The 19,750-nt window shown below is 42.5% G+C and carries 19 protein-coding genes and 1 other RNA gene; 9 read left to right on the top strand and 11 right to left on the bottom strand.

The window, feature by feature from the left end; translation table 11 throughout:
- Positions 1-48 precede the first annotated feature (48 nt).
- From DIU38_RS09040 to DIU38_RS09030, 3 genes are all read right to left on the bottom strand, one after another.
- Positions 49-840, bottom strand: a complete 792-nt coding sequence (locus DIU38_RS09040; protein WP_112652526.1) for a murein L,D-transpeptidase catalytic domain family protein — start codon at positions 838-840, stop codon at positions 49-51.
- A gap of 222 nt (positions 841-1,062) precedes the next feature.
- On the bottom strand, positions 1,063-1,641 hold the full coding sequence (locus DIU38_RS09035; RefSeq protein ID WP_112652527.1) for a nitroreductase family protein: 579 nt from the start codon (positions 1,639-1,641) through the stop codon (positions 1,063-1,065).
- A gap of 70 nt (positions 1,642-1,711) precedes the next feature.
- Complete coding sequence (locus DIU38_RS09030; RefSeq protein ID WP_112652528.1) at positions 1,712-4,147, bottom strand: alpha-ketoacid dehydrogenase subunit alpha/beta; 2,436 nt, start codon at positions 4,145-4,147, stop codon at positions 1,712-1,714.
- Between the two features lie 136 nt (positions 4,148-4,283).
- Between DIU38_RS09030 and DIU38_RS09025 the strand changes: the two genes are divergently transcribed.
- The 4 genes from DIU38_RS09025 to DIU38_RS32975 all read left to right on the top strand — a co-directional run bounded on the left by DIU38_RS09025 (position 4,284) and on the right by DIU38_RS32975 (position 6,944).
- A complete protein-coding gene (locus DIU38_RS09025; RefSeq protein ID WP_091168388.1) occupies positions 4,284-4,682 on the top strand; it encodes a DUF1573 domain-containing protein in 399 nt (132 codons plus the stop codon).
- Between the two features lie 135 nt (positions 4,683-4,817).
- A complete protein-coding gene (locus tag DIU38_RS09020) occupies positions 4,818-6,047 on the top strand; it encodes a pyridoxal phosphate-dependent aminotransferase (protein WP_112652529.1) in 1,230 nt (409 codons plus the stop codon).
- A gap of 128 nt (positions 6,048-6,175) precedes the next feature.
- Positions 6,176-6,544, top strand: a transfer-messenger RNA (tmRNA) gene (ssrA, locus tag DIU38_RS09010).
- A 256-nt stretch (positions 6,545-6,800) separates the two neighbouring features.
- The gene (locus DIU38_RS32975) at positions 6,801-6,944 is read left to right on the top strand and encodes an Arm DNA-binding domain-containing protein (protein WP_167516125.1); all 144 of its coding nucleotides are present in this window, start codon (positions 6,801-6,803) and stop codon (positions 6,942-6,944) included.
- 421 nt (positions 6,945-7,365) lie between these two features.
- On the opposite strand, the gene DIU38_RS09005 is transcribed toward DIU38_RS32975, so the two are convergent.
- The 3 genes from DIU38_RS09005 to DIU38_RS08995 all read right to left on the bottom strand — a co-directional run bounded on the left by DIU38_RS09005 (position 7,366) and on the right by DIU38_RS08995 (position 9,778).
- Entirely contained in the window at positions 7,366-8,547 is a 1,182-nt protein-coding gene (locus tag DIU38_RS09005) for an MFS transporter (protein WP_112652530.1), read from the bottom strand.
- A 64-nt stretch (positions 8,548-8,611) separates the two neighbouring features.
- The gene (locus DIU38_RS09000; protein ID WP_112652531.1) at positions 8,612-9,067 is read right to left on the bottom strand and encodes a heme-binding domain-containing protein; all 456 of its coding nucleotides are present in this window, start codon (positions 9,065-9,067) and stop codon (positions 8,612-8,614) included.
- Between the two features lie 9 nt (positions 9,068-9,076).
- Entirely contained in the window at positions 9,077-9,778 is a 702-nt protein-coding gene (locus tag DIU38_RS08995; RefSeq protein ID WP_112652532.1) for a VIT1/CCC1 transporter family protein, read from the bottom strand.
- Positions 9,779-10,015: 237 nt separating this feature from the next.
- Here DIU38_RS08995 and DIU38_RS08990 point away from each other — a divergent pair, with 237 nt between their 5' ends.
- Complete coding sequence (locus tag DIU38_RS08990; protein ID WP_112652533.1) at positions 10,016-10,498, top strand: 5-fold beta-flower protein; 483 nt, start codon at positions 10,016-10,018, stop codon at positions 10,496-10,498.
- A 343-nt stretch (positions 10,499-10,841) separates the two neighbouring features.
- Here the strand turns inward: DIU38_RS08990 and DIU38_RS08985 are convergent, their stop codons facing one another.
- Entirely contained in the window at positions 10,842-11,255 is a 414-nt protein-coding gene (locus DIU38_RS08985) for a hypothetical protein (protein ID WP_146750384.1), read from the bottom strand.
- A gap of 338 nt (positions 11,256-11,593) precedes the next feature.
- Here DIU38_RS08985 and DIU38_RS08980 point away from each other — a divergent pair, with 338 nt between their 5' ends.
- Entirely contained in the window at positions 11,594-12,496 is a 903-nt protein-coding gene (locus DIU38_RS08980) for an ISAs1 family transposase (RefSeq protein ID WP_149354068.1), read from the top strand.
- Complete coding sequence (locus DIU38_RS08975) at positions 12,487-12,714, top strand: transposase (RefSeq protein ID WP_149354067.1); 228 nt, start codon at positions 12,487-12,489, stop codon at positions 12,712-12,714. The genes DIU38_RS08980 and DIU38_RS08975 overlap by 10 nt, the downstream gene beginning before the upstream one ends.
- A gap of 87 nt (positions 12,715-12,801) precedes the next feature.
- On the opposite strand, the gene DIU38_RS08970 is transcribed toward DIU38_RS08975, so the two are convergent.
- Both DIU38_RS08970 and DIU38_RS08965 read right to left on the bottom strand, forming a co-directional pair.
- Positions 12,802-13,686, bottom strand: coding sequence for a PNPOx family protein (locus DIU38_RS08970; protein ID WP_112653641.1), 885 nt, complete (start codon positions 13,684-13,686; stop codon positions 12,802-12,804).
- Between the two features lie 215 nt (positions 13,687-13,901).
- Positions 13,902-15,482, bottom strand: a complete 1,581-nt coding sequence (locus DIU38_RS08965) for a GMC family oxidoreductase (protein WP_112653642.1) — start codon at positions 15,480-15,482, stop codon at positions 13,902-13,904.
- Between the two features lie 483 nt (positions 15,483-15,965).
- Between DIU38_RS08965 and DIU38_RS08960 the strand changes: the two genes are divergently transcribed.
- Positions 15,966-16,763, top strand: coding sequence for an alpha/beta hydrolase (locus tag DIU38_RS08960; RefSeq protein ID WP_112653643.1), 798 nt, complete (start codon positions 15,966-15,968; stop codon positions 16,761-16,763).
- A gap of 673 nt (positions 16,764-17,436) precedes the next feature.
- Positions 17,437-18,087, top strand: coding sequence for a Crp/Fnr family transcriptional regulator (locus DIU38_RS08955; protein WP_112653644.1), 651 nt, complete (start codon positions 17,437-17,439; stop codon positions 18,085-18,087).
- A 41-nt stretch (positions 18,088-18,128) separates the two neighbouring features.
- Here the strand turns inward: DIU38_RS08955 and DIU38_RS08950 are convergent, their stop codons facing one another.
- Positions 18,129-18,590: a cupin domain-containing protein gene (locus DIU38_RS08950; protein WP_112653645.1), complete on the bottom strand. Its 462-nt coding sequence runs from the start codon at positions 18,588-18,590 to the stop codon at positions 18,129-18,131.
- A gap of 150 nt (positions 18,591-18,740) precedes the next feature.
- Positions 18,741-19,535, bottom strand: a complete 795-nt coding sequence (locus DIU38_RS08945) for an MBL fold metallo-hydrolase (RefSeq protein WP_112653646.1) — start codon at positions 19,533-19,535, stop codon at positions 18,741-18,743.
- Positions 19,536-19,750 lie beyond the last annotated feature (215 nt).

The following is a 19,750-nucleotide window of genomic DNA, read 5'->3' as shown; positions in this document are numbered from 1 at the left end:
CTTTTCGGTAAGCCGGGCTTCATGATTTGGTTTATAGTTGGGTTGGATTTAAAACTTTGTAAAATTGAATGACGTATCGGTGCTCGCCATTAAGTTAAGCGGCCCCGTTTCATCCAGGTATTTTGAATAGTACGACTCATCGTTTCCATTAATAAATAAAACGGTTTTGCCGGCAATGGTATTGATAACTTTATTAACCACTTTCGGCGATACAGCAGGGCAACCAAAGCTTCTGCCGATATATCCCTGCTCATTGATAGCAGCCGGCCCAACATAATTAGCGCCATGTACAACAATGCTGCGCATACGGGCATTCCCGTTAAAGCCTTCATCCATACCGTCAAGGTATAGTGAACGGCCATGTTTACCATTATAAACCTTATCAGTTACATAAAATCCGAGACTACTTTCATGTGAATCGTTAGCATCCGAAAAATGATTTGCCATTTCCTGACCGCTGCCTGATCCATGTGCAACCCATGTATTGAGCACCAACTGCTTGTTTAACAAATTTATAATCCACATACGCTTTTCACGGCTTGATTTGGAGAAATCAACCACGGTAAGCACCTCACTGCTTTGAGGTACTAAATGTGAAAGCTTTAAATTGGTATAACCAGTAACCGCTTTTTCAAATACCTTGAAAGCTAAACCGGCCTCCTTAAGGCGCGCTGCCTCGTATAAATTATTAACGTATTGCTCAAATAGTTCTTTTGTTGTATACGCTACATTTTTTTTCTTTACACTCACTGATCTATTTGCACCATCCGATCTCCAGCTTAAAATTGTTGCCGAAAGGAAAAAGATCGCCATAGTAACCCACAAAAAATGTTTCCTCATACGCTTGCCTGAGTTTAATTTAATTTTAATTAATTAGGGTATAGTAACAGGGTTTGGATAAAAGGTTAACCTGCCATTAACAGATTAATACAAAAATATACTTTAAAACTTGAAATCCAAATTAGTAATATGATATATTTACTAAAATGAAAATAAATTTAAAAATAAGCAATATTTTAAACTCTTATACGGAGCGAAAAAAGGAAAGGTTATAGATTAAATTTATTTAACCCATTTAATTTTATTTTCAAGCGGAATAGTGCGTTTACCTTCGGGATACTGGTCGGCATATCCAAGATATAATACGCCCATTACATAATCTTCATCCCGCAAATTTAAAAATTTTTTAAAAGCAGGTTTTAGAATAGCACCACCTGTGCTCCAGAATGAAGCCATATTTAAGGCTGTAGCACCTAAAAGAATATTCTGAATAGCGCTCGATACAGCTGCGACTTCCTCGAACGGTGGAATTTTAGGCAGATCGCCGCGCTGCATTACCGTAATAATTACATGCGAAACTTTGTCGCCAAGGGTTTTCAGATTATTGTATGCAGCCTCATTAAATTCTTCGGCAGATACACTCTGTTTATAAACTTCGGCATGTTCGGCACAAAACTGCTCAGGATTTTCGTAAACAATAAAGCGCCAGGGCTCGGTGAAACCATGGGTTGGTGCCCAATCAGCAAGTTCCAGAAGTGCAGCGATATGACCATTTGGAGCCTTATGACCATTCATCATGGCTGGTTTTACGGTACGGCGGGTTTTGATATTCTCGGCGACTATTAAAAAAGCATTGTCCATAAACAGATAAAAAACGGTTGTTGAAAGCGGGATTATGAATCACTGATTTCAACAACCTGTAGTTATGTTATTAATAAATAGCGGGATATTTTGAAGGGTTAGCCTCATTCATCATAGCGTAAACGGTTTCAACAACATCATCAACAGAAGGCTTGCTGAAGTAGTCTCCGTCCGAACCATAAGGCGGTCTGTGTTCTTTTGCGGTAAGCGTTTTTGGCTGGGCATCAAGTGCATAATAGCCATTTTGGCCTTCCATTATCTTTTGCAGGATATAAGCTGAACCCGCTCCCGGTAAATCCTCATCAACTACAAGTAACTTGCTGGTTTTCTTTAACGAAACAGCACAAATCCCCTCTGTATCAAAAGGGTATAAAGTTTGCGGATCGATAATTTCGATATTGATACCCATTGCTGCTAGCTCTTCCGATGCTTCCTGCACGATGCGCAGCGTTGAACCATAAGATACAACCGTAATATCGTTGCCTTCGCGTAAAACCTCGGCTTTACCAAGCGGTACAGTAAATTCGCCGACATTGGCAGGTAACTTTTCCTTCAAGCGGTAACCGTTCAGGCATTCTATTACCAGCGCAGGTTCATCCCCCCTTAACAGCGTATTGTACATACCTGCTGCCTGGGTCATGTTACGGGGCACACAAATATGAAAGCCGCGCATCGACCCTAGAATAACACTCATTGGCGAACCTGAATGCCAGATCCCTTCTAAACGATGACCCCGGGTACGGATAATCAGCGGAGCTTTTTGCCCGCCCATAGTACGGTAACTTAAACTTGCTATATCATCACTGATGATGGTTATGGCATAGATCAGATAGTCAAGGTACTGGATCTCTGCAATCGGCCTTAGGCCGCGCATAGCAAGGCCCATACCCTGCCCTATGATACTTGTTTCGCGAATGCCCGTATCTGTAATGCGGATTTCGCCATATTTTGCCTGTAAACCGGCGAAACCCTGGTTAACATCGCCTATCGCACCCAAATCTTCGCCAAATGCAACGATGCTTTTATCGCGTGCAAAATTGGCGTCGAAAGCTGCGTTCAATACTTCTCTTCCGTCCAATAACTTTGCATCATCGTTATAAATAGCAGGCACAACAGGCACATACAGAGGTGATTCAGGAGTTCCGGTAAACAGCTTTGAGTTATAACGTTCCGTATTTTTTGCTTTCTCAACTTTTAACCATTCTGTTAAAAGCTGGCGTTCAACATTATTTTCGGTAGTAGTTAACCGTAATGCTTTGCGGATGGCTGAAAAGATTTCGCGACGCCCGGCATCAATACTGGAGCGCAAACCAATTGATAATGCTGATATTGCTTCTTTTTTACCCGGTACTGTTTCGGCAAAGGCTTCGATCAATGCTGCAGCTTCTTCTATTTCGCTTTTTATTACGACTGCCAATTCATTAGCGGCCTCACGCTGGCATTCGCGCACATACCTTTTCGCTTCAGCTTCAAGCTCTTCCAGTTCTATTTCGGTCGAGATAGCCGATGTAATCATCCACTCGCGCATTTTTAACAAACAATCGTGCTCATCTTCCCAGGTAAGGCGTTCCCTACTTTTATATCGCTCATGTGAGCCCGAAGTTGAGTGCCCCTGTGGTTGGGTCATTTCGGTAACATGGATTAGTACAGGCACATGTTCCTCACGGCAAATATTAATGGCACGCTCGTAAGTTTCGCAAAGGGCGATATAATCCCAGCCACGCACTTTAAAGATCTCGTAACCGTTGCTTCCGTTTTCGCGCTGAAAGCCTTTTAATATTTCAGAAATATCTTCTTTGGTGGTTTGCAGGTTCGCTGGCACCGAAATAGCATAAGCGTCATCCCAAATAGAGATGGCCATAGGTACTTGTAGTACCCCCCCTGCATTAAAAGTTTCAAAAAACGAACCCTCGGATGTAGCGCCGTTACCAACGCTGCCAAAAGCAACTTCATTACCATTAACCGAAAATTGTTTCAGGTAATCCAGTTCTTTATTTTGGCGATATAGCTTTGACGCGTAAGCTAAACCTAATAGGCGAGGGATTTGTCCGGCAGTGGTTGAGATATCCGACGAACTGTTCATCGTTTCGGCCTGGTTAACCCAACTGCCATCAGTATTTACAAAACGTGTAGCGTAGTGGCAGTTCATTTGTCTGCCGCCAGAGGCCGGATCTTTTTCAATATCGGGGTTAGCATATAACTGGGCAAAAAACTCTTTCATATTGCTCATGCCCGTAGCAAACATAAAAGTTTGATCGCGGTAGTAGCCCGCACGCCAGTCGCCGGCACGGAAAGCCTTGGCCATCGCCAGTTGCGCAACCTCTTTACCGTCGCCGAAAATACCGAACTTTGCCTTGCCCGTTAGCACTTCCCTGCGGCCTATTAAACTGGCCTGACGGCTCTCATAACCAATGCGGTAATCATCAATAACAATCTTCTTGAAATCATCAAAACTGAGCTCGGCAGTATTAAATTTACTGGTAGCGCGTGTTGTAGTTTCAGGCATATAAAATTTTGTTTAGACGGTAAAAGTATAAAATTCTATTCTGTATTAAGCAAACTAACAGATAAAACCCGAGTTTGAGTAATAGTTTTGTAATTACATTAAACCTTTTATATTTGTAATAATTCAAATATAACGTATGAAAAAGATATTAATGATTTGCGCTGTAATATTAGGCTTTGCCTTCACCGCATCAGCACAAGATAGCGGAAAAGCTGAGTTTAAATTTAACGAAGAAAAGCATGATTTTGGTAAAATACCACAAGGCACTCCCGTTACCACCGTGTTTGAATTTACCAATATTGGTAAAGAACCGCTTATTTTAACAGAAGTAAGGCCAACCTGCGGCTGCACCATCGCCGATTACACTAAAACACCGGTAAAAAGCGGTGATAAAGGCATGATCAAGATCACTTACAATGCTGCTGCTGCTGCTCCATTTAACAAAACTATCGTAGTTAAATCAAACGCAGTAACGCCCGAAAAATATTTGAACATTGTTGGTGAAGTAGTAGCTAAACCCGCGGCGAGCAAATAACTGATTACATGCTTGATATATCCCGTATATCAACCGGGATATTTAAAAATAATATTTAAAAGACCCGGTTTCGGGTCTTTTTTCGTTTACAAAGGTTTTACAAAACAGTATTTTGATTTTTAGTAATTTTGCAGGATGCCAAAAATATCTGAAAAAGGGCAACGGATGCCCGCATCACCGATAAGAAAATTAACACCTTACGCTGATAAAGCTAAGCAGGATGGAAAAAAGGTGTATCATCTCAACATCGGCCAACCCGATATTGCCACACCCGAAGGCATGCTGAATGCCATTAAAAATATTGATTTTAAGGTTTGGGCTTATACCCCGAGCGAAGGCACATTAAGCTATCGCAAAAAGCTTACTGAATATTATAACAAGCTGGATTATAATATTACTCCCGAGGATATTATTGTTACCACTGGAGGCTCAGAAGCAATTACTATTGCCATGATGGCCTGCCTTGATTCGGGCGATGAAGTGATCATCCCTGAACCTTTTTATGCCAATTATAATGGATTTGCAAGCCAGGGCGATGTTGTGGTTAAGCCTATATTGTCATACATTGATAATGGTTTCGCGCTCCCTCCCATCAGCGAATTTGAAAAGCTAATAACGCATAAAACCAGGGCCATCATCATATGCAATCCTAACAACCCTACCGGGTATTTATACTCAAAAGAAGAGATGGAAGCATTGAAGCAATTGGTTTTAAAGCATGACCTGTACCTGTTTTCGGACGAAGCTTATCGCGAGTTTTGCTATGATGGTCGTTCATTTATATCACCGATGCACATGGATGGGCTTGAAGAAAACGTTGTAATACTGGATACAGTAAGCAAACGCTATAGCGCGTGCGGTGCCCGGTTAGGATGCCTGATCACTAAAAATAAAGAGTTGCGTGCCACAGCTTTAAAATTTGCCCAGGCCCGTTTAAGCGCAGGCATGGTAGAACAAATTGCAGGCGAAGCTGCCGTTGATACTCCGGATAGGTATTTTGAAGCTGTAAATAAAGAATATACGAGCAGGCGTAACACACTTGTTAGTGCATTAAACAAAATGGATGGCGTTTATTGCCCTAATCCCGGCGGGGCTTTTTATGTGGTTGCCAAACTACCTATTGACAATGCCGACAAGTTTTGCCAATGGATGCTTGAATGCTTCAGCCTCAACAACGAAACTGTGATGATGGCCCCTGCCACTGGCTTTTACAGCACACCGGGCGCGGGACTCAATGAAGTGCGTATGGCATACGTTTTAAATAACAACGAACTTGAAAAAGCGATGATTTGTTTGGATGAAGCATTGAAAGTTTATCCGGGCAGGACGGTTAGCAGTGAGCAATTATCAGTTGGCAGTTTGTAACAGGCGGTTGCAGCAGGCAGTCGCTTAATTTATAAATGGGAAAACCACTGCTTAAAACTGCGAACTATTTCCGTATATTTGTAACCGCTTTACTGCAACTGCCTACCGGCTAATACAAACTAAAAAATGGGGTCGACCGGAATTGACAGGATGGAGATAAGTAGGTAAGCATGCAGCGCGTTGGGTGAATTAGCGCTTTAATCTGAACGCTCAAACTTACAAATGGCGAAAATAACTACGCCTTAGCTGCCTAATTTAGAATTAGCATAGCTTTTGTCCCGCCGGTTTTCCGTTTCATCGGATCGGCAATCGGGGCATCGAAAGATGAAACTGGCCTGCTTAGGGTGTGATAACCGGGTAAGATAAAGCACCTAAGGAAGACGGTACAGGTAAGCGGCTGACCTTCCCCTTCCCTACAATTAAACAGAAGCTAAGCATGTAGAAAGCTTACCTTATACCATGTTTGGACGAGGGTTCGAATCCCTCCGGCTCCACCCGAAGGGATTTTCTCAGGAAAATCCCTTTTTTTATACAAAAAAGCTGCCCCTTGAGACAGCCTCTTTCTGTTTTTAGACCTCACCAAACTAAACCAATCAATCGCCTTATTCTAGTACCCTATAGGTGACCTTTTTCAAGGTAATCTTACTGGTTACCGGAATCCTTATAAGTCACTTTTATTGAGAATTTTCAGTATTAAACGTCTTGATTTCAGCAGGATATGTAATTAATTTCATTCACTTAAACGCTTCAACGATGAACAAAGCATTTAACCTTCTCTTTTATGTAAAGAGATTAAAAACAAATGCCAAAGGCCTCGCCCTCATTTACCTGCATATTACTGTTGATGGCGTGTACATCGAAATCTCCTCTAAACGTTATATCAATCCCGACAAATGAAATACAAATGGACAAAAGTTAACCGAAAATAGCGAAGAAAAAAGCCCATAAATGCCTACCTGAAAACTTTAGAACACAAGGTGTATGATGTTCACCGGGATATGACAGGGCGAAAGTTGTTCATCACCACACCAAATTTGAAAGACAGATCTCTTGGTGGCAAACCTTCACCTGACAAAAAGCAGGTATCTATATTTCAGGAACGCAACCGGCAGGTTGCCGCGCGGTACATTTCTACCGTTCATTAGGCAATGGCAGGAACTGATGTTACGGACCATCAGTGAGTTAACGTAAGATGATCTATAAGAATTTGAATAATACTTTTTCTTAGCTGGGCAGATCATTTAAGAATTTGATTTTCAATTGACTATACAATTTCAACTACACGATAGCAAGAGGAAAGAATCCGTTAATATATACTTTACCCAACAGCTTTCCAAGGTTCAGCCATGGCCCGTGAAAGATAAAAAGCAACAATCAGCGTCATTAAAGCTGAAACTGTAAATGCAGGCCCGGCCCCGAACCGGAACCATAACCAGCCGGTAAGTGTGCTGGCCAACATTGTGCAGATGCTTTGGAATCCTGTATAAGTTCCAATGGCGGTTGCTGTATCCTTCTTTTCAGTGATATTGCTTATCCAAGCCTTAGATATACCTTCAGTCGCGGCTGCATACAGGCCATACATAAAGAATAGGAGGCCATACCAGTACCAAACCCCGGTTACCGTCATGCCGCTATACACCACCACAAAAAGTAGTAGTCCGGTAATAAATACTTTCTTCAGGCCTATCCTGTCTGCCAGTATACCAAGAGGAAAAGCTGCAATAGCGTACACTATATTGTAAAAAATATACACCCCTATTGTGGCCGTGTCACTTAGTCCGGCCTGCTTTATCCTCAACAGAAGGAATACATCAGAACTGTTGAACAAAGTAAACATCAATAATCCGCCAACCAGTTTTCGGTAACTGGCGGGGCTGGTTTTCCAGTATTGTAAAAAAGAAAAAAATGAAACTGAAGCCTTATCCTCTTTTGGCTTTGCTTTGCTGTCTTTTAAAAAAAATGACAAGCCTATAGCCAATACTCCGGGAATAAATGCCAGCAGGAACAGAGGGCGATAACTGGTAGGATAAACATATAAATACAATAATGCCAGCGAAGGGCCGGCCACAGCTCCTATTGTGTCCATCGAACGATGAAAGCCAAATACACGCCCCTTTGTATCTGGCGTGGCTTCATCAGACAACAGGGCATCTCGTGCACCAGTTCTTATTCCTTTTCCAAGGCGGTCAACAGTGCGGGCAAGAAAGATCCATACCGGAAAAATAGTTACGGCCATCAAGGGTTTTGACAAAGCGCTTAACGTATAGCCCAGGCGGATGAATGGGGCACGTCTTCCGCTACTGTCAGACACCTTTCCAAAATAACCCTTGCTCAATCCTGCGGTAGCCTCGGCAATCCCCTCTAATATGCCAATTAATAATACAGAAAAGCCTATACTCTTCAGATAAATGGGCATAATAGGATAAAGCATCTCACTGGCAACATCCGTCAGCAAACTTATAAAAGAGAGAATCCAGACAGTCCGCGTTAAAAATTTCATGTAGGTCTATTATCCGGGATATATAAACAACACTTCCATTGGGTAGATGCCGGTTGCACAGCTGTTAATTCAATGTACCCTTCAGGCTATCGGCCCAGGTAATAAGCCTTTGCTTTTCAACCTGTGAAAGAACGGCATTGCGATGAATTACTGTATATATGCTCATTGGCATTTCTCCCTCCTTCACCTCTTTGGAAAGATCGCTTAACTTATGCCGTTTTTGGGAAAGGCTATAGTTGTTAAATTCGTCGAAATTAATTTCCTCCTTACCTTCATTAACGTCATGTGCAAGCAGCCAGGCCACCGGCTGGATGTTATTGTACCAGGGATAATAGGTATTGTTTGAATGGCAATCGTAACAGCTCCGCTTTAGCACAACCTGAACATCCTTAGGCACGGTATAGTGTTTATCTATGCCATTGGCATACGACCCGGAAGAAATATTTTTCTTTGGGTGGATGAATTGGATTGCGACCAGTATCACCAATAGCCCAAGGACTATTTTTTTTATTGCTTTCATAATGTATGCCTAAATTTTCACACCAAATAAATAACCGACTATTGCAGATAGTCCCATCGCCAGTGTTCCCCATATCGTGATGCGTAAAATTGCTTTACCAATGTTTGAACCTCCGGTTCTTGCTGCTATGGCACCCAATATGATTAGGAAAATAATCGTGAACCCGTACAGGTAATATTCCATTTGTTTGACTGGAGAAAGCAGGATCACCAGCAGTGGCAGCACACCGCCTGCTGTAAAAGACGCCCCGGACGCTAATGCAGCTTGTATTGGTTTGGCCTGGCTGATCTCATTAATTCCAAGTTCATCACGGATGTGCGTGCCTAGTGCGTCTGCTTCCGTCAATTCCTTTGCCACCTGCATGGCAGTTTCTTTTTTTAGTCCCCGTTTCTCATAAATCTGCGCCAGTATCCTGAGCTCATCTTCCGGCATCTCCCGGAGTTCCATCTCCTCGCGTTTTATGTCCGCCTTTTCTGTGTCAGTCTGCGAACTAACGGAAACGTATTCGCCTGCGGCCATGGACAACGCACCTGCAACCAGGCCGGCAACTGTAGCCAAAACAATAGGCTCTCTGGTACTACTTGCTGCCGCAACGCCGATCGCAAGACTCGAGATGGAGATGATCCCGTCGTTGGCACCTAAAACTGCAGCCCGCAGCCAGTTACTCCTATGGATATAATGGGATTCCAGGTAATTATCTATCGTTAACATAAATGATGATTAAAGTGTTACGAATTAACGGAAACTATATCGCATTTTTCATGACAAATATTTGTACAATAAATGACAGTTAACAGCCTCCGGAGTAATTTACCCAGATAGTTATCAACGTGATTGAAAGAAAAGCAACAAAATCAAATACCTTTTATGAGCAATATCATTTTTTACAACGTTGGCAGTCATACTTTTAACGATGGGTGGTTGCTTTCTTTGTAAAAAACTCTCATCATGAAAAAGCTAAAACACCTACTCACCGTGACGGCAATTATAGTGTTTGCGGCGGGTGCATTTGCTCAAAAAGCAAAAGATTCAACCAAGTATAATTTTATCACCATTGATGGCAAAGGCGGTATACATAACCACGCCGGTACAAAACTTGGTTACATCACCAAAGACAACATTGTTAATGACAACCAGGGCCACAAATTGTATTTTATCGACCGCGACGGCAACGTTATAGATGCCAAAGGCAACAAGCTCGGCAAGGCTGCAAAAAACGGCAATTATTACAACAATAATGGCGAAGAAATATTGCAGTTAAAGAACGTTGACGAAGCAAAATGTGAGATACTTGACCCCAAAGGTCATAGCTGGGGCTATGCTCACCGAAACTATAAGCTTCACGCTTGCGCTGCACATTGTTTTTTCCTGGAAAAGAAAAAGTTGGAAGAAGCAAAAAGAGATTCGTTGGCTAAGAAAGGTAAGAGCTAATTAAATCCCATTTCAAGGTGAAAAGAGTTTATCTGATAGCACTCAAGGTGCTCTCCATTGCTTGATGTAAGAGAAACAACGTAATAACGTTGTTCCCTTCATTGATACAATGCCGGGCGACGTCAAGAAATTCTCTGCCTTGTCCTCCCCATCTTTTCCAGGCTGTCTCCATTTCTTCGATGCTAACCTCTTTATCAATAGGTTTTATTTGTGGAATTAAAAAGTCATCCGACTGGTATGAGGTTTTGGATTTGACTATCGCGTTTGCTAAAAGCCTATTGCCTTCTTCGAGCCCTCGGATGAATTGATTTGCTTTGGATAAAATGACATATAGGTTCACGTACTATCTGCAACTATCCTCTATCCTATTCGCAATCTCATGCTCAGGAGATTGATTATCGGCTACAACCACTAGTAAATAAAAAGCCGCAGGGCTGGGATGTGTCCCTAGGCAGATAATGAGTTGAACAGTTGGCATCCTGCTCACTATAAATTTTACAAGCTGATCTAATCCTAAGGCAGTCTCCGGACTGAGCCTGTCGTTAAAAGTACAATTGCTGCTGACCAGCGGAAAGTTTTGTGTTGCTATTTGCGGTGTAAACGAGGTAGTATTTTTTTTCGAAATGCTGTTCTTGACAACAGGCCTGATCTCCCGCTGGTGAATGATCCATGCCGCTTCATAAAGCTTTTGCATGTTTTCGTAAAAGTAAATTACATCGCTCATATCCAGATCATCGTCAATCGTACTTATCGACAATCCGGCCTCCAACCATTCGTACAGAAAGGTTAGGTAATGGCTACGCCAGAGTAAATTGTTTATAGGTGCTTAAACATAGCGATTATTTAGATGTCCTGATCGTTGTTTATTGTAACTTTTTTAACCTCAAATCAATTTAAACTTAGCTGAATAACGACGCCCCCTCAAGATAGCAATAAATTTTTAACGTTTATGATACTTCTCCGGGTAAACAGGGCTGACGTATAAGAAACGGTAAAAATGAGTAGTGTTACCAACAAAATGTTGGTAAAGAGGGAATAAGTTTAAATGTTCGGGGGGGGTAAAGGCTTTTAGAGTTTTTTCTTTGTAAAAAGAATATGACAACCTCACTCCATGATCATTTCAGATGGATACCCGATCCGCGCACGGGCAATAATAAGAAACATAATTTACTGGAAGTAATAATCCTATCGGTATTGGCGGTTGTATGCGGTGCGGAAAGCTGGTACGAAATGGAGGAGTTTGGCAAGGAAAAAGAAGACTTTTTAAAACAGTTGCTACCGCTTGAAAATGGCATACCGAGTCATGATACGATCAATCGCGTTTTTATGATGATCGATGCGGATGTTTTTGAACGCTGTTTCCGCGCCTGGACGGCGGAACTTGGCCAGAGCCTTCAAACAACAGGTACATCTGGCGAAAGGGAACTGATTGCTATCGATGGAAAGAGCGTCTGCAATAGCGCCTGCAAGCATCAGGGATTGGGGGCATTACATTTGGTAAGTGCCTGGTCAGGCCGTAATCAGTTGGTACTTGGGCAACAAAAGGTGGCTGACAAGAGTAATGAGATTAGTGCCATCCCGGCATTACTATCTTTATTGAACATTAAGGGGGCAGTAGTCAGCATCGATGCGATGGGCACCCAAAAAGCAATCGCTGAAAAGATTATCGAAAGTCAGGGGGATTATATCCTGGCCCTGAAGCAAAACCATGAAACGTTTTATGACCAGGTAACCAACCAGTTTAACTTCAGGGAAGACAGTTACAGCCAGCATCTGGATAAAGGGCACGGGCGGTCTGAGATCAGAACCTGCAAGGTCATACATGAACTTAACTGGATTGACGAAAAGGAAAATTGGAAAGGAATAAAGAGTATTATCAAAATCACCTCCGAACGCATAATTGGGGACAGCCGTACTACACAAAATCGTTATTACATCTCCAGCCTTCAGGCAGACGCTGCCTATTTTAACCAAGCCATCCGCACACATTGGGAATAGAAAACCAGTTGCACTGGCAACTGGATGTTGGTTTTGCCGAAGATTATAATACCACACGAAATAGTCAGGCTGCACAAAATCTTGCTGTAGTCAGAAAGATAGCTTTAAATATTCTAAAGGCTGACAAAACCAGCAAAGCCAGCATAAAGGCCAAAAGAAAAATGGCTGGGTGGAATCACAAGTTTCTCCTAACACTTATAGCTAACAAAAATTTCTAATGCGTCGGCCCTGGCATAAGCAGGAAGTATTTACGGCCTGATAAATATTTTCAGCATATTGCGTGCATTTTCTTCCGGGTGTTCATTTCATGGATTATATGGTGAAAAATCTATGAACCGCGACGTAAAGTGAGTTAAAGAATTGCCCCTCAGGACTTGATCAATTGAAAAATCCCAAAACCTTTCAGTCCCGCCGGTTTCTATACCTGCTTCCTCATTGACATGAACTATGGCTCTGCCGCTCAATTGTATTGTTTCTCCGTTTGTAAAATCAAGCAGTAAAATCCCGGCGGGAGGATTAACGTGAAAATTCCCAAGCGTATTAAACATACTGTTGCCGGGGTAATCGGGGATTCGTAAAGTACGCTCATCTTTAAGTTGTATAAAACCGATATTCCCTCCCCTGTTTGACATATCGGCGTTTCCCTGGTCGTCCGCACTGGCGACAAATATCGTATCGGTCCTGCTGAGCCAATCTTTTAAATCACCTGTATTGTTTGTGGGGTTAACCCGATCATAAAAGAGGTCTCTTCGCTGTATGTATTTCGGACAAACAGGATATACCTGGCAAATCCTGATCACTAACAAGTCGCCGTTTCTGCTTATACGCCCGTTGATACGTAAACGGCGCCGGCTCACCATGTCCATGCATAAAAGCCCTATGCCTGACTTTTCAGTAATATTTGTCCAAAAAATATCAGATCTGTCCGACAGAATCAAAGAAAGGTTAATAGTCAGATGTTGGTAATCTGATAACGAGATAAAGCCCTTTGACCCGGACAACACAGATGCCCATAATCCTCCCTCCGCGTCCACCGATGCTGCATAAATAACCTGTTGCTCTTGTAGGAACATGGCTGAGCTACCTGTAATTTTATCGCTTATCATTGCTGCATTGCGGGAAGCCATCGCACTTTCACCTGATTCCCTTTGAATGTATTTTTCTCCTCTGTGAAATATGCTGCTTGCCATCTTTCAGATTTTAAATAATGATTTAACTGTTACCTGTTCCGTTTCAAAAGCAGGTGATCCTAAATGTTAAAAAACAGCTGTAGAATATCAGTCCCGTTCTGTCTATTGTTTGTTTGATAGTAAATCAAAAAAACGTGCCTGAGCGACCGAGGCGGGTATTGCTCCTTTCTGTTCTTTTTTGCCGGAATCAAAAAATCGCTGACCTGCAAAACTTTTCATCTTATTCCAAGCAATACTTCTGCTGCAAATTCAGCGATCATCAGGGTAGGTGCATTGGTGTTGGCTGTGGGTATCCGGGGCATGACTGAAGCATCTGCTATGGTAAGCCCTTCCACTCCATATACTTTAAGCCGATCATTGACGACCGCATCGCCCCCTTTGCCCATAGAACAGGTACCTGCAGGATGAAAATAGGTAGAACATGCGTCACGCAGGAAGTGTCTGATCTCACTGCGGTCAAGTCTTCTGTCCGGTGCCACCCAGCTCTTCAGGATCGCATTCAGTTCGGGTTCTTCTGCCAGATCCATGCAAAATTCAATTCCTTTAACCAATGCCTCAAAATCGTCCGGATCCTGCATTAAATTCGGCTGGATTTCAAGGGGAGAGTCAGGCGAAGCGCCGGTCATCCTGATATATCCCCTACTCTTGACATCGACGAGGGTTACAAAAACACTGAAGGCATTTTCGGGAACCGGATATCGTTCAGAAATTTCAGCCGTCAGAATAGGATACTGGATCGGAATTAGCATCAGATCTGCTTTTTTTAATTCCGGATTGCTTTTCCAGTACAGGTTAATTCCGCCGAGGTTGTAGGTGAGTTCTCCGAGTGGCTTTAAAAACTGATAGGTTACCGAAACTAACGGATGATCCTGAAAATTCTTACCAACACCCGGCAGATTTACTTTGGTTTCGATACCTGTTTTTTTCAGTTCGTCTGCATCACCGATTCCTGAGAGCATGAGTATCCTCGGGCTTTCTATAGCCCCCGCACACAGAATGGTCTCTTTCAGCGCCTGCACATTAACAACCTCTCCGTCTTTTATAAAAGCCAGCCCGGTGCATTTTTCGTTATCAATAATCAATTTAATGACTCTTGCTCCCGTGAGGATAGTAAGGTTTTCAGCATGCATGACAGGTTTCAGATAACCGGTAAACGGACTGCTCCTCGTACCCTTGTCAATATTCATACTCATTGGGCCGGCACCCAACGGTTCAGCGATATTTGAATCATCCATATAGGGCAGCCCATAGGTTCCCGCTGCACGAATAACTGCCGCATCTATCTGATGAAGATTCGCAGGACGAGCTACGTGGATAGGACCTCCAGCTCCGTGAAGAGCATTTGCCCCGGTATCCCAGTCTTCGATTTTTTTAAACAGGGGTAAAACGGACCCGTAGTCCCAACCCTGGTTGCCAGCCTTCTCCCAATCGTCATAATCGTGCTTGTTGCCCCGCGCCCAGACCATTGCATTGATGCTTCCGGAACCACCCAGCAACTTCCCTCTGGGCGCGTAAATAATCCTGTTATTAATTACCGGTGTTGGCTGATATTGATAAAGATAATCCTGGGCAGAGCCTATGTTTTCCAGCCAGCGGAGCGGGTTTTTGATCCGGTCCAGATCGTCAGCACCTTCGCCGGCCTCCAATATCAAAATATTTGCTTCTGTACTTTCGGAAAGACGTCTTGCCAATACGCACCCCGCCGAACCGGCGCCCACAATAATGTAGTCATAACTGATAGTCAGCCGGGATTTACCCTCAGCTGATACATTCACTGTTTCTTCCAACTTTTTCATAAACAAATACCTAGTTGATATAAACTGAATGAATACCGTACCAAAAAAAACAAAAATTTGATTATCAACTACTTAAACAAACAAAAGAAATGTGTAACTATTGAAATACAGTAATTATACGATCTATTAACTAAATATCGATAGTTTATAAATGCCGCAAACGGCCTTTAATTGCAGATAATTTTTGCACCGATCAACCTTAAACATGCTAAAACACTAAGCCAAATCTAACGGTTAAATATCGCCACTATCAGTATCGATATTTAACTAATTGTTTCGCGATTTTACTTTATATCACGAATTGAAAAACAAGAAAATCAGCAAATCACTACATATCAATTAATTACAAAAAAGGCATTCAATTTGAATACATAGCGAAAAAATAGATCTGACATGCGTTGAGCGCGAAAAGCAAGCTGCCTTAAAAAACAAGCTCATGCGTATCAGCAATTAATCACAGTTATACATATCAATCAAAAAGTCATGAAAAAGACATTAAAAAAAGGAATTGCAAGACACCTCATTACGGTTTCAGCCATTATTCTAACCGCTATTTTTTACGGAATCGATGTGGCGGCACAAGAGCAGCCTTCGGTTAAGAACATCGTCATCGTGCATGGAGCACTCGCTGATGGCTCTGGATGGCAGGGCGTTTTTAAAGTTCTTACTAAACAGGGCTATCATGTAACCATTGTACAAAATCCGTGTACTTCACTGAAAGCGGATGTTGATGCGACTAACTTTGCTGTAAGCAAGATGGATGGCCCTGTAGTTTTAGTTGGCCATTCCTGGGGTGGCACGGTGATCACTCAGGCAGGAGTCAACCCTAAAGTAAAAGCCCTGGTTTATGTAAATGCTTTTCAGCCTGAGCTTGGTGAAAACACGGTCAGCCTGGCCACCAGTCTGCCACCCAAACCCGAAAATGGCTTGCTTCCACCCGACTCCAGTGGTAATGTTTACTATGACAAAGCGAAATTCCATGCAGGTTTTTGTGCAGACGTACCTCAGGATTTAGCCGATTTCATGTTTGCTTCCCAGGGATTTATACCGGGAGCCGCATTTGGGACACCGGTAACCGAAGTAGCGTGGAAAATGAAGCCGACTTTTGGTATTTCATCCTATGATGACAAAAGCATCAACCCTGACATTACGATGAACATGTACTACAGATCGAAAAGTATCATAACCAGGATCAAAGGCAGCCATGTAGTCTTTATTACGCACCCTAAGGAAGTTGCAGACGTGATCATAGCGGCTTCAGTGAAAGCCGGTTCAAAATAACTTGTGATGTCTGGCAGTTAAGAGGCTGGCATTTTTTCAATCTGTTTTACGGAGCACTCTTTTTGAAAAAACTCATCATTTAAAAATGATTGGTTAAGCTCAAAAATAGTAAATGATGAGTGCAGCCGCACTTTCCTGACTGAATCAGGAGAGAACAGTGTATCGCCTGTTATGTTTTCATACCTAGGTAATCGGCTCAATAATAAAATTGTTTACGTATCGCTACCGGGTTCATTATATGAGCGGATGGATATATCAGAAAAGGGGTTCTACGCTTCAGATTTGAATTTTATTTGCAGCTGAAAAAGGCACGAAAGTTTCCTGACGATTACCGGGCCTGATCATGTGCATCTGCGCGTTATGACCGAATGGAGACAGCACAACGCTTCATTTTAAACCCGTGAACCGAGGCGCGATCCGTGATAAATCAGGTGTATGGGTGCTGGTTATAACCGGTACATATCTATCAATAGCAACGACACTTTATCTCAAACGGAAGGGTAGTTTTGCATTGTAGTAAATCACAGATGTATTGAATACGGCATAATTAGGCCATGTCGTTTAAGCACAATGATCAATACTGATAGCACCGGCTGAAAAGCTTTTGGATAACTTTATTAATGAATACAGAAATGTTCAGGCAGACCCGATTCTCACATTCAAAACCAGGCACATGATAGATTTAAAAAGTAAATATGGCTTTTCTCTGATTGAGTTCATTAATCGCGATCTCCAATTAGATGAATATACTATTAATTTAATAAGCGACAATTGCAAGGAATTAACTTTTGCTAAAGGTGATATTATTTTAAAACAGGGCGAAGTAAGTAAATATGCTTACTTCATCGTTTCCGGAGAAGGCAGATCTTTTTACACAGATTTTACAGGAAAAACCACCACCTGGCTGTTCCATTTCAATAATGCGTCAAGTAATATCAAAAACTTGTTTATGGTAGATTATAAAAGCTTTCTGACCGGAAAGCCGGGAACTTTGGGAATAGAAACCCTTTCCGAAGTTAAAGCCGTACGTTTAAGTTATAAACAGGTAAGACTTTTGCTTAAATATTCACCGTTATATGAAAAATGGACCAGACTGCTTAATGAAAAAGTTTTTATAGTGGCCTATAACAGGGTCTTTACTTTACTGACAATGAATGCCACTCAGCGATATGAAAAACTACTCGCTGAAGAGCCTCACCTTTTAATTTTGTTTTCGAACTATTATATTGCTTCTTACCTAAACATAACCCCTCAGTCTCTCAGCAGGATTAGAAAAAACCTTGTGAAAATTCCCATTTCCGGGCATGGTCACGTATCTCATTAAAAAACAAAAGATTGCGTTTGCAATCTTTTGTTTTTTTCATCTTAATTCACCTGATTGCCCGGTCTTGCCCCCGGCGGACCCAGGATCGCGTCACCGAGTCTTTCAGAAACTGCCATAAACAATTCGATATCGGTTTTTTCTGAGCCGTCAGACCCAGGTTTATACGGAATACCCGTCAGTCGGATCAGTTCTGCAAATCCGCTGGGAGATGAAATAGTTATACCTCTGCTGGGCGCAGGGGCCGAAGCCGCAACCACGTGCGGTGCTCCTTTAGGTATAAAGGCCGTTTCACCTGGTTTCAGTACGATTACCTCTTCATCCAGGTATACAGTAAACTCACCTTCCAATACATATATGCTTTCGGAGTATTGATTGTGCACATGTAAAGGTGTCTCAACTCCGGGGGAAAAGGTTCCCTCGATCAGGTCGTAAAGACCGCCGGATTGCTTTTCGTCGCTCAGGATCTCAACACCGGTTCCGAATAACCAAAATTTTTGTTTCATATCAATTAATTTATAACATTGTAAATCGGACTATTACACGGATCAACTATAGTGTCCGAGATAACGTAAGACGTGGCAAACATCACTAATCCTTAAAACTGAAATATTACCTTATGGTAATAAATGAAACAAAAGACTGAATATTTCCCACTAACTAAACTTAAGGCGGGTCGGCTTTCCTTTTTCCAGAATCATGAGCCGACTGCCAATATCAAGTACAGAGAACGCAGTCGCTAAAACGTCTGCGCCTTCCGTATAATGGGACCAACCTTCGTGGTGCAAAGGGATAATTCCGGCACGCGGAAAACAGAAAGCGGTATCAATCGCATCGTTCGTGTCCATGGTTACATTAAAAGGCCCCTTGGGCTTTGCCGCTCCGGCGAAGATAAAGACGTAATCCGGATCAAAACGTTTGGCAACTTCCAACACCCCTTCGTAAAACACCGTGTCACCCGTGATGTAGAGACTAAACTCTTTTGAGCCATTGACCTGCAACACAAAACCGGTCACATCACCCTGCATTTCATCGGTACCGGATGGACCGTGCCTTGCTGGTGTAGCGGTTGCCGTCATTTGCCGGCCGTCTGGCAAATCTATTTCGACATTTTCCCAGGGGGATAAGCCTAAGGCTCCATTTTTCAACCGCTGGGCAGCGGCCGGCGTGGTAATTGTATGTCCTACTTTAAACATTAATTCCCGCCCCGCATGATCCAGGTTATCCGAATGCTGGTCATGGCTCAAAAGAACAAGATCAATGACACCGACATCATTTGTGGCCGGTCCGGAAAGCTTGCTTATGGTTAGTTTGTTATCAATCTTGAAAGAAGTGCCTTCCGGATCAAGTGTAGGATCCGTAATGATCCTTAAACCTCCAATTTCTAATACAAGAGTCGGACCGCCTATATAGGTGGCCGTCAATTGAGGCTCATTTAAATTTTCTGTCATATCTTTTTTTTTAATGGTTGCTTTTTTCCCGGTTTAATACTTAAGCTGTTGCCGGATTAACTGTTTGTTACAGTTCGGGAGACAACCATCCACCTCAGCGGTTCACACTCCTGCCCGCTAACAACACCATATTCCTGCATCAATTTTGCGAAAAGCCAAAGTGATGCAGGAAATCCCCACAACAAAATCATAGCACCTGCTAAATATTAAATGAT

This window comes from Mucilaginibacter metallidurans (assembly GCF_003286435.2).
Lineage (GTDB): Bacteria > Bacteroidota > Bacteroidia > Sphingobacteriales > Sphingobacteriaceae > Mucilaginibacter > Mucilaginibacter gossypii.
The sequence above is the reverse complement of the archived record's forward strand: the minus strand, read 5'-3'. Positions and strand labels throughout refer to the sequence as shown.

What these genes read in the sequence shown, in the direction of transcription:
- DIU38_RS09040 (WP_112652526.1), bottom strand. Translation starts at nt 840, where the DNA reads ATGAGGAAACATTTTTTGTGGGTTACTATGGCGATCTTTTTCCTTTCG.
- DIU38_RS09035 (WP_112652527.1), bottom strand. Translation starts at nt 1,641, where the DNA reads ATGGACAATGCTTTTTTAATAGTCGCCGAGAATATCAAAACCCGCCGT.
- DIU38_RS09030 (WP_112652528.1), bottom strand. Translation starts at nt 4,147, where the DNA reads ATGCCTGAAACTACAACACGCGCTACCAGTAAATTTAATACTGCCGAG.
- DIU38_RS09025 (WP_091168388.1), top strand. Translation starts at nt 4,284, where the DNA reads ATGAAAAAGATATTAATGATTTGCGCTGTAATATTAGGCTTTGCCTTC.
- DIU38_RS09020 (WP_112652529.1), top strand. Translation starts at nt 4,818, where the DNA reads ATGCCAAAAATATCTGAAAAAGGGCAACGGATGCCCGCATCACCGATA.
- DIU38_RS32975 (WP_167516125.1), top strand. Translation starts at nt 6,801, where the DNA reads ATGAACAAAGCATTTAACCTTCTCTTTTATGTAAAGAGATTAAAAACA.
- DIU38_RS09005 (WP_112652530.1), bottom strand. Translation starts at nt 8,547, where the DNA reads ATGAAATTTTTAACGCGGACTGTCTGGATTCTCTCTTTTATAAGTTTG.
- DIU38_RS09000 (WP_112652531.1), bottom strand. Translation starts at nt 9,067, where the DNA reads ATGAAAGCAATAAAAAAAATAGTCCTTGGGCTATTGGTGATACTGGTC.
- DIU38_RS08995 (WP_112652532.1), bottom strand. Translation starts at nt 9,778, where the DNA reads ATGTTAACGATAGATAATTACCTGGAATCCCATTATATCCATAGGAGT.
- DIU38_RS08990 (WP_112652533.1), top strand. Translation starts at nt 10,016, where the DNA reads ATGAAAAAGCTAAAACACCTACTCACCGTGACGGCAATTATAGTGTTT.
- DIU38_RS08980 (WP_149354068.1), top strand. Translation starts at nt 11,594, where the DNA reads ATGACAACCTCACTCCATGATCATTTCAGATGGATACCCGATCCGCGC.
- DIU38_RS08970 (WP_112653641.1), bottom strand. Translation starts at nt 13,686, where the DNA reads ATGGCAAGCAGCATATTTCACAGAGGAGAAAAATACATTCAAAGGGAA.
- DIU38_RS08965 (WP_112653642.1), bottom strand. Translation starts at nt 15,482, where the DNA reads ATGAAAAAGTTGGAAGAAACAGTGAATGTATCAGCTGAGGGTAAATCC.
- DIU38_RS08960 (WP_112653643.1), top strand. Translation starts at nt 15,966, where the DNA reads ATGAAAAAGACATTAAAAAAAGGAATTGCAAGACACCTCATTACGGTT.
- DIU38_RS08955 (WP_112653644.1), top strand. Translation starts at nt 17,437, where the DNA reads ATGATAGATTTAAAAAGTAAATATGGCTTTTCTCTGATTGAGTTCATT.
- DIU38_RS08950 (WP_112653645.1), bottom strand. Translation starts at nt 18,590, where the DNA reads ATGAAACAAAAATTTTGGTTATTCGGAACCGGTGTTGAGATCCTGAGC.
- DIU38_RS08945 (WP_112653646.1), bottom strand. Translation starts at nt 19,535, where the DNA reads ATGACAGAAAATTTAAATGAGCCTCAATTGACGGCCACCTATATAGGC.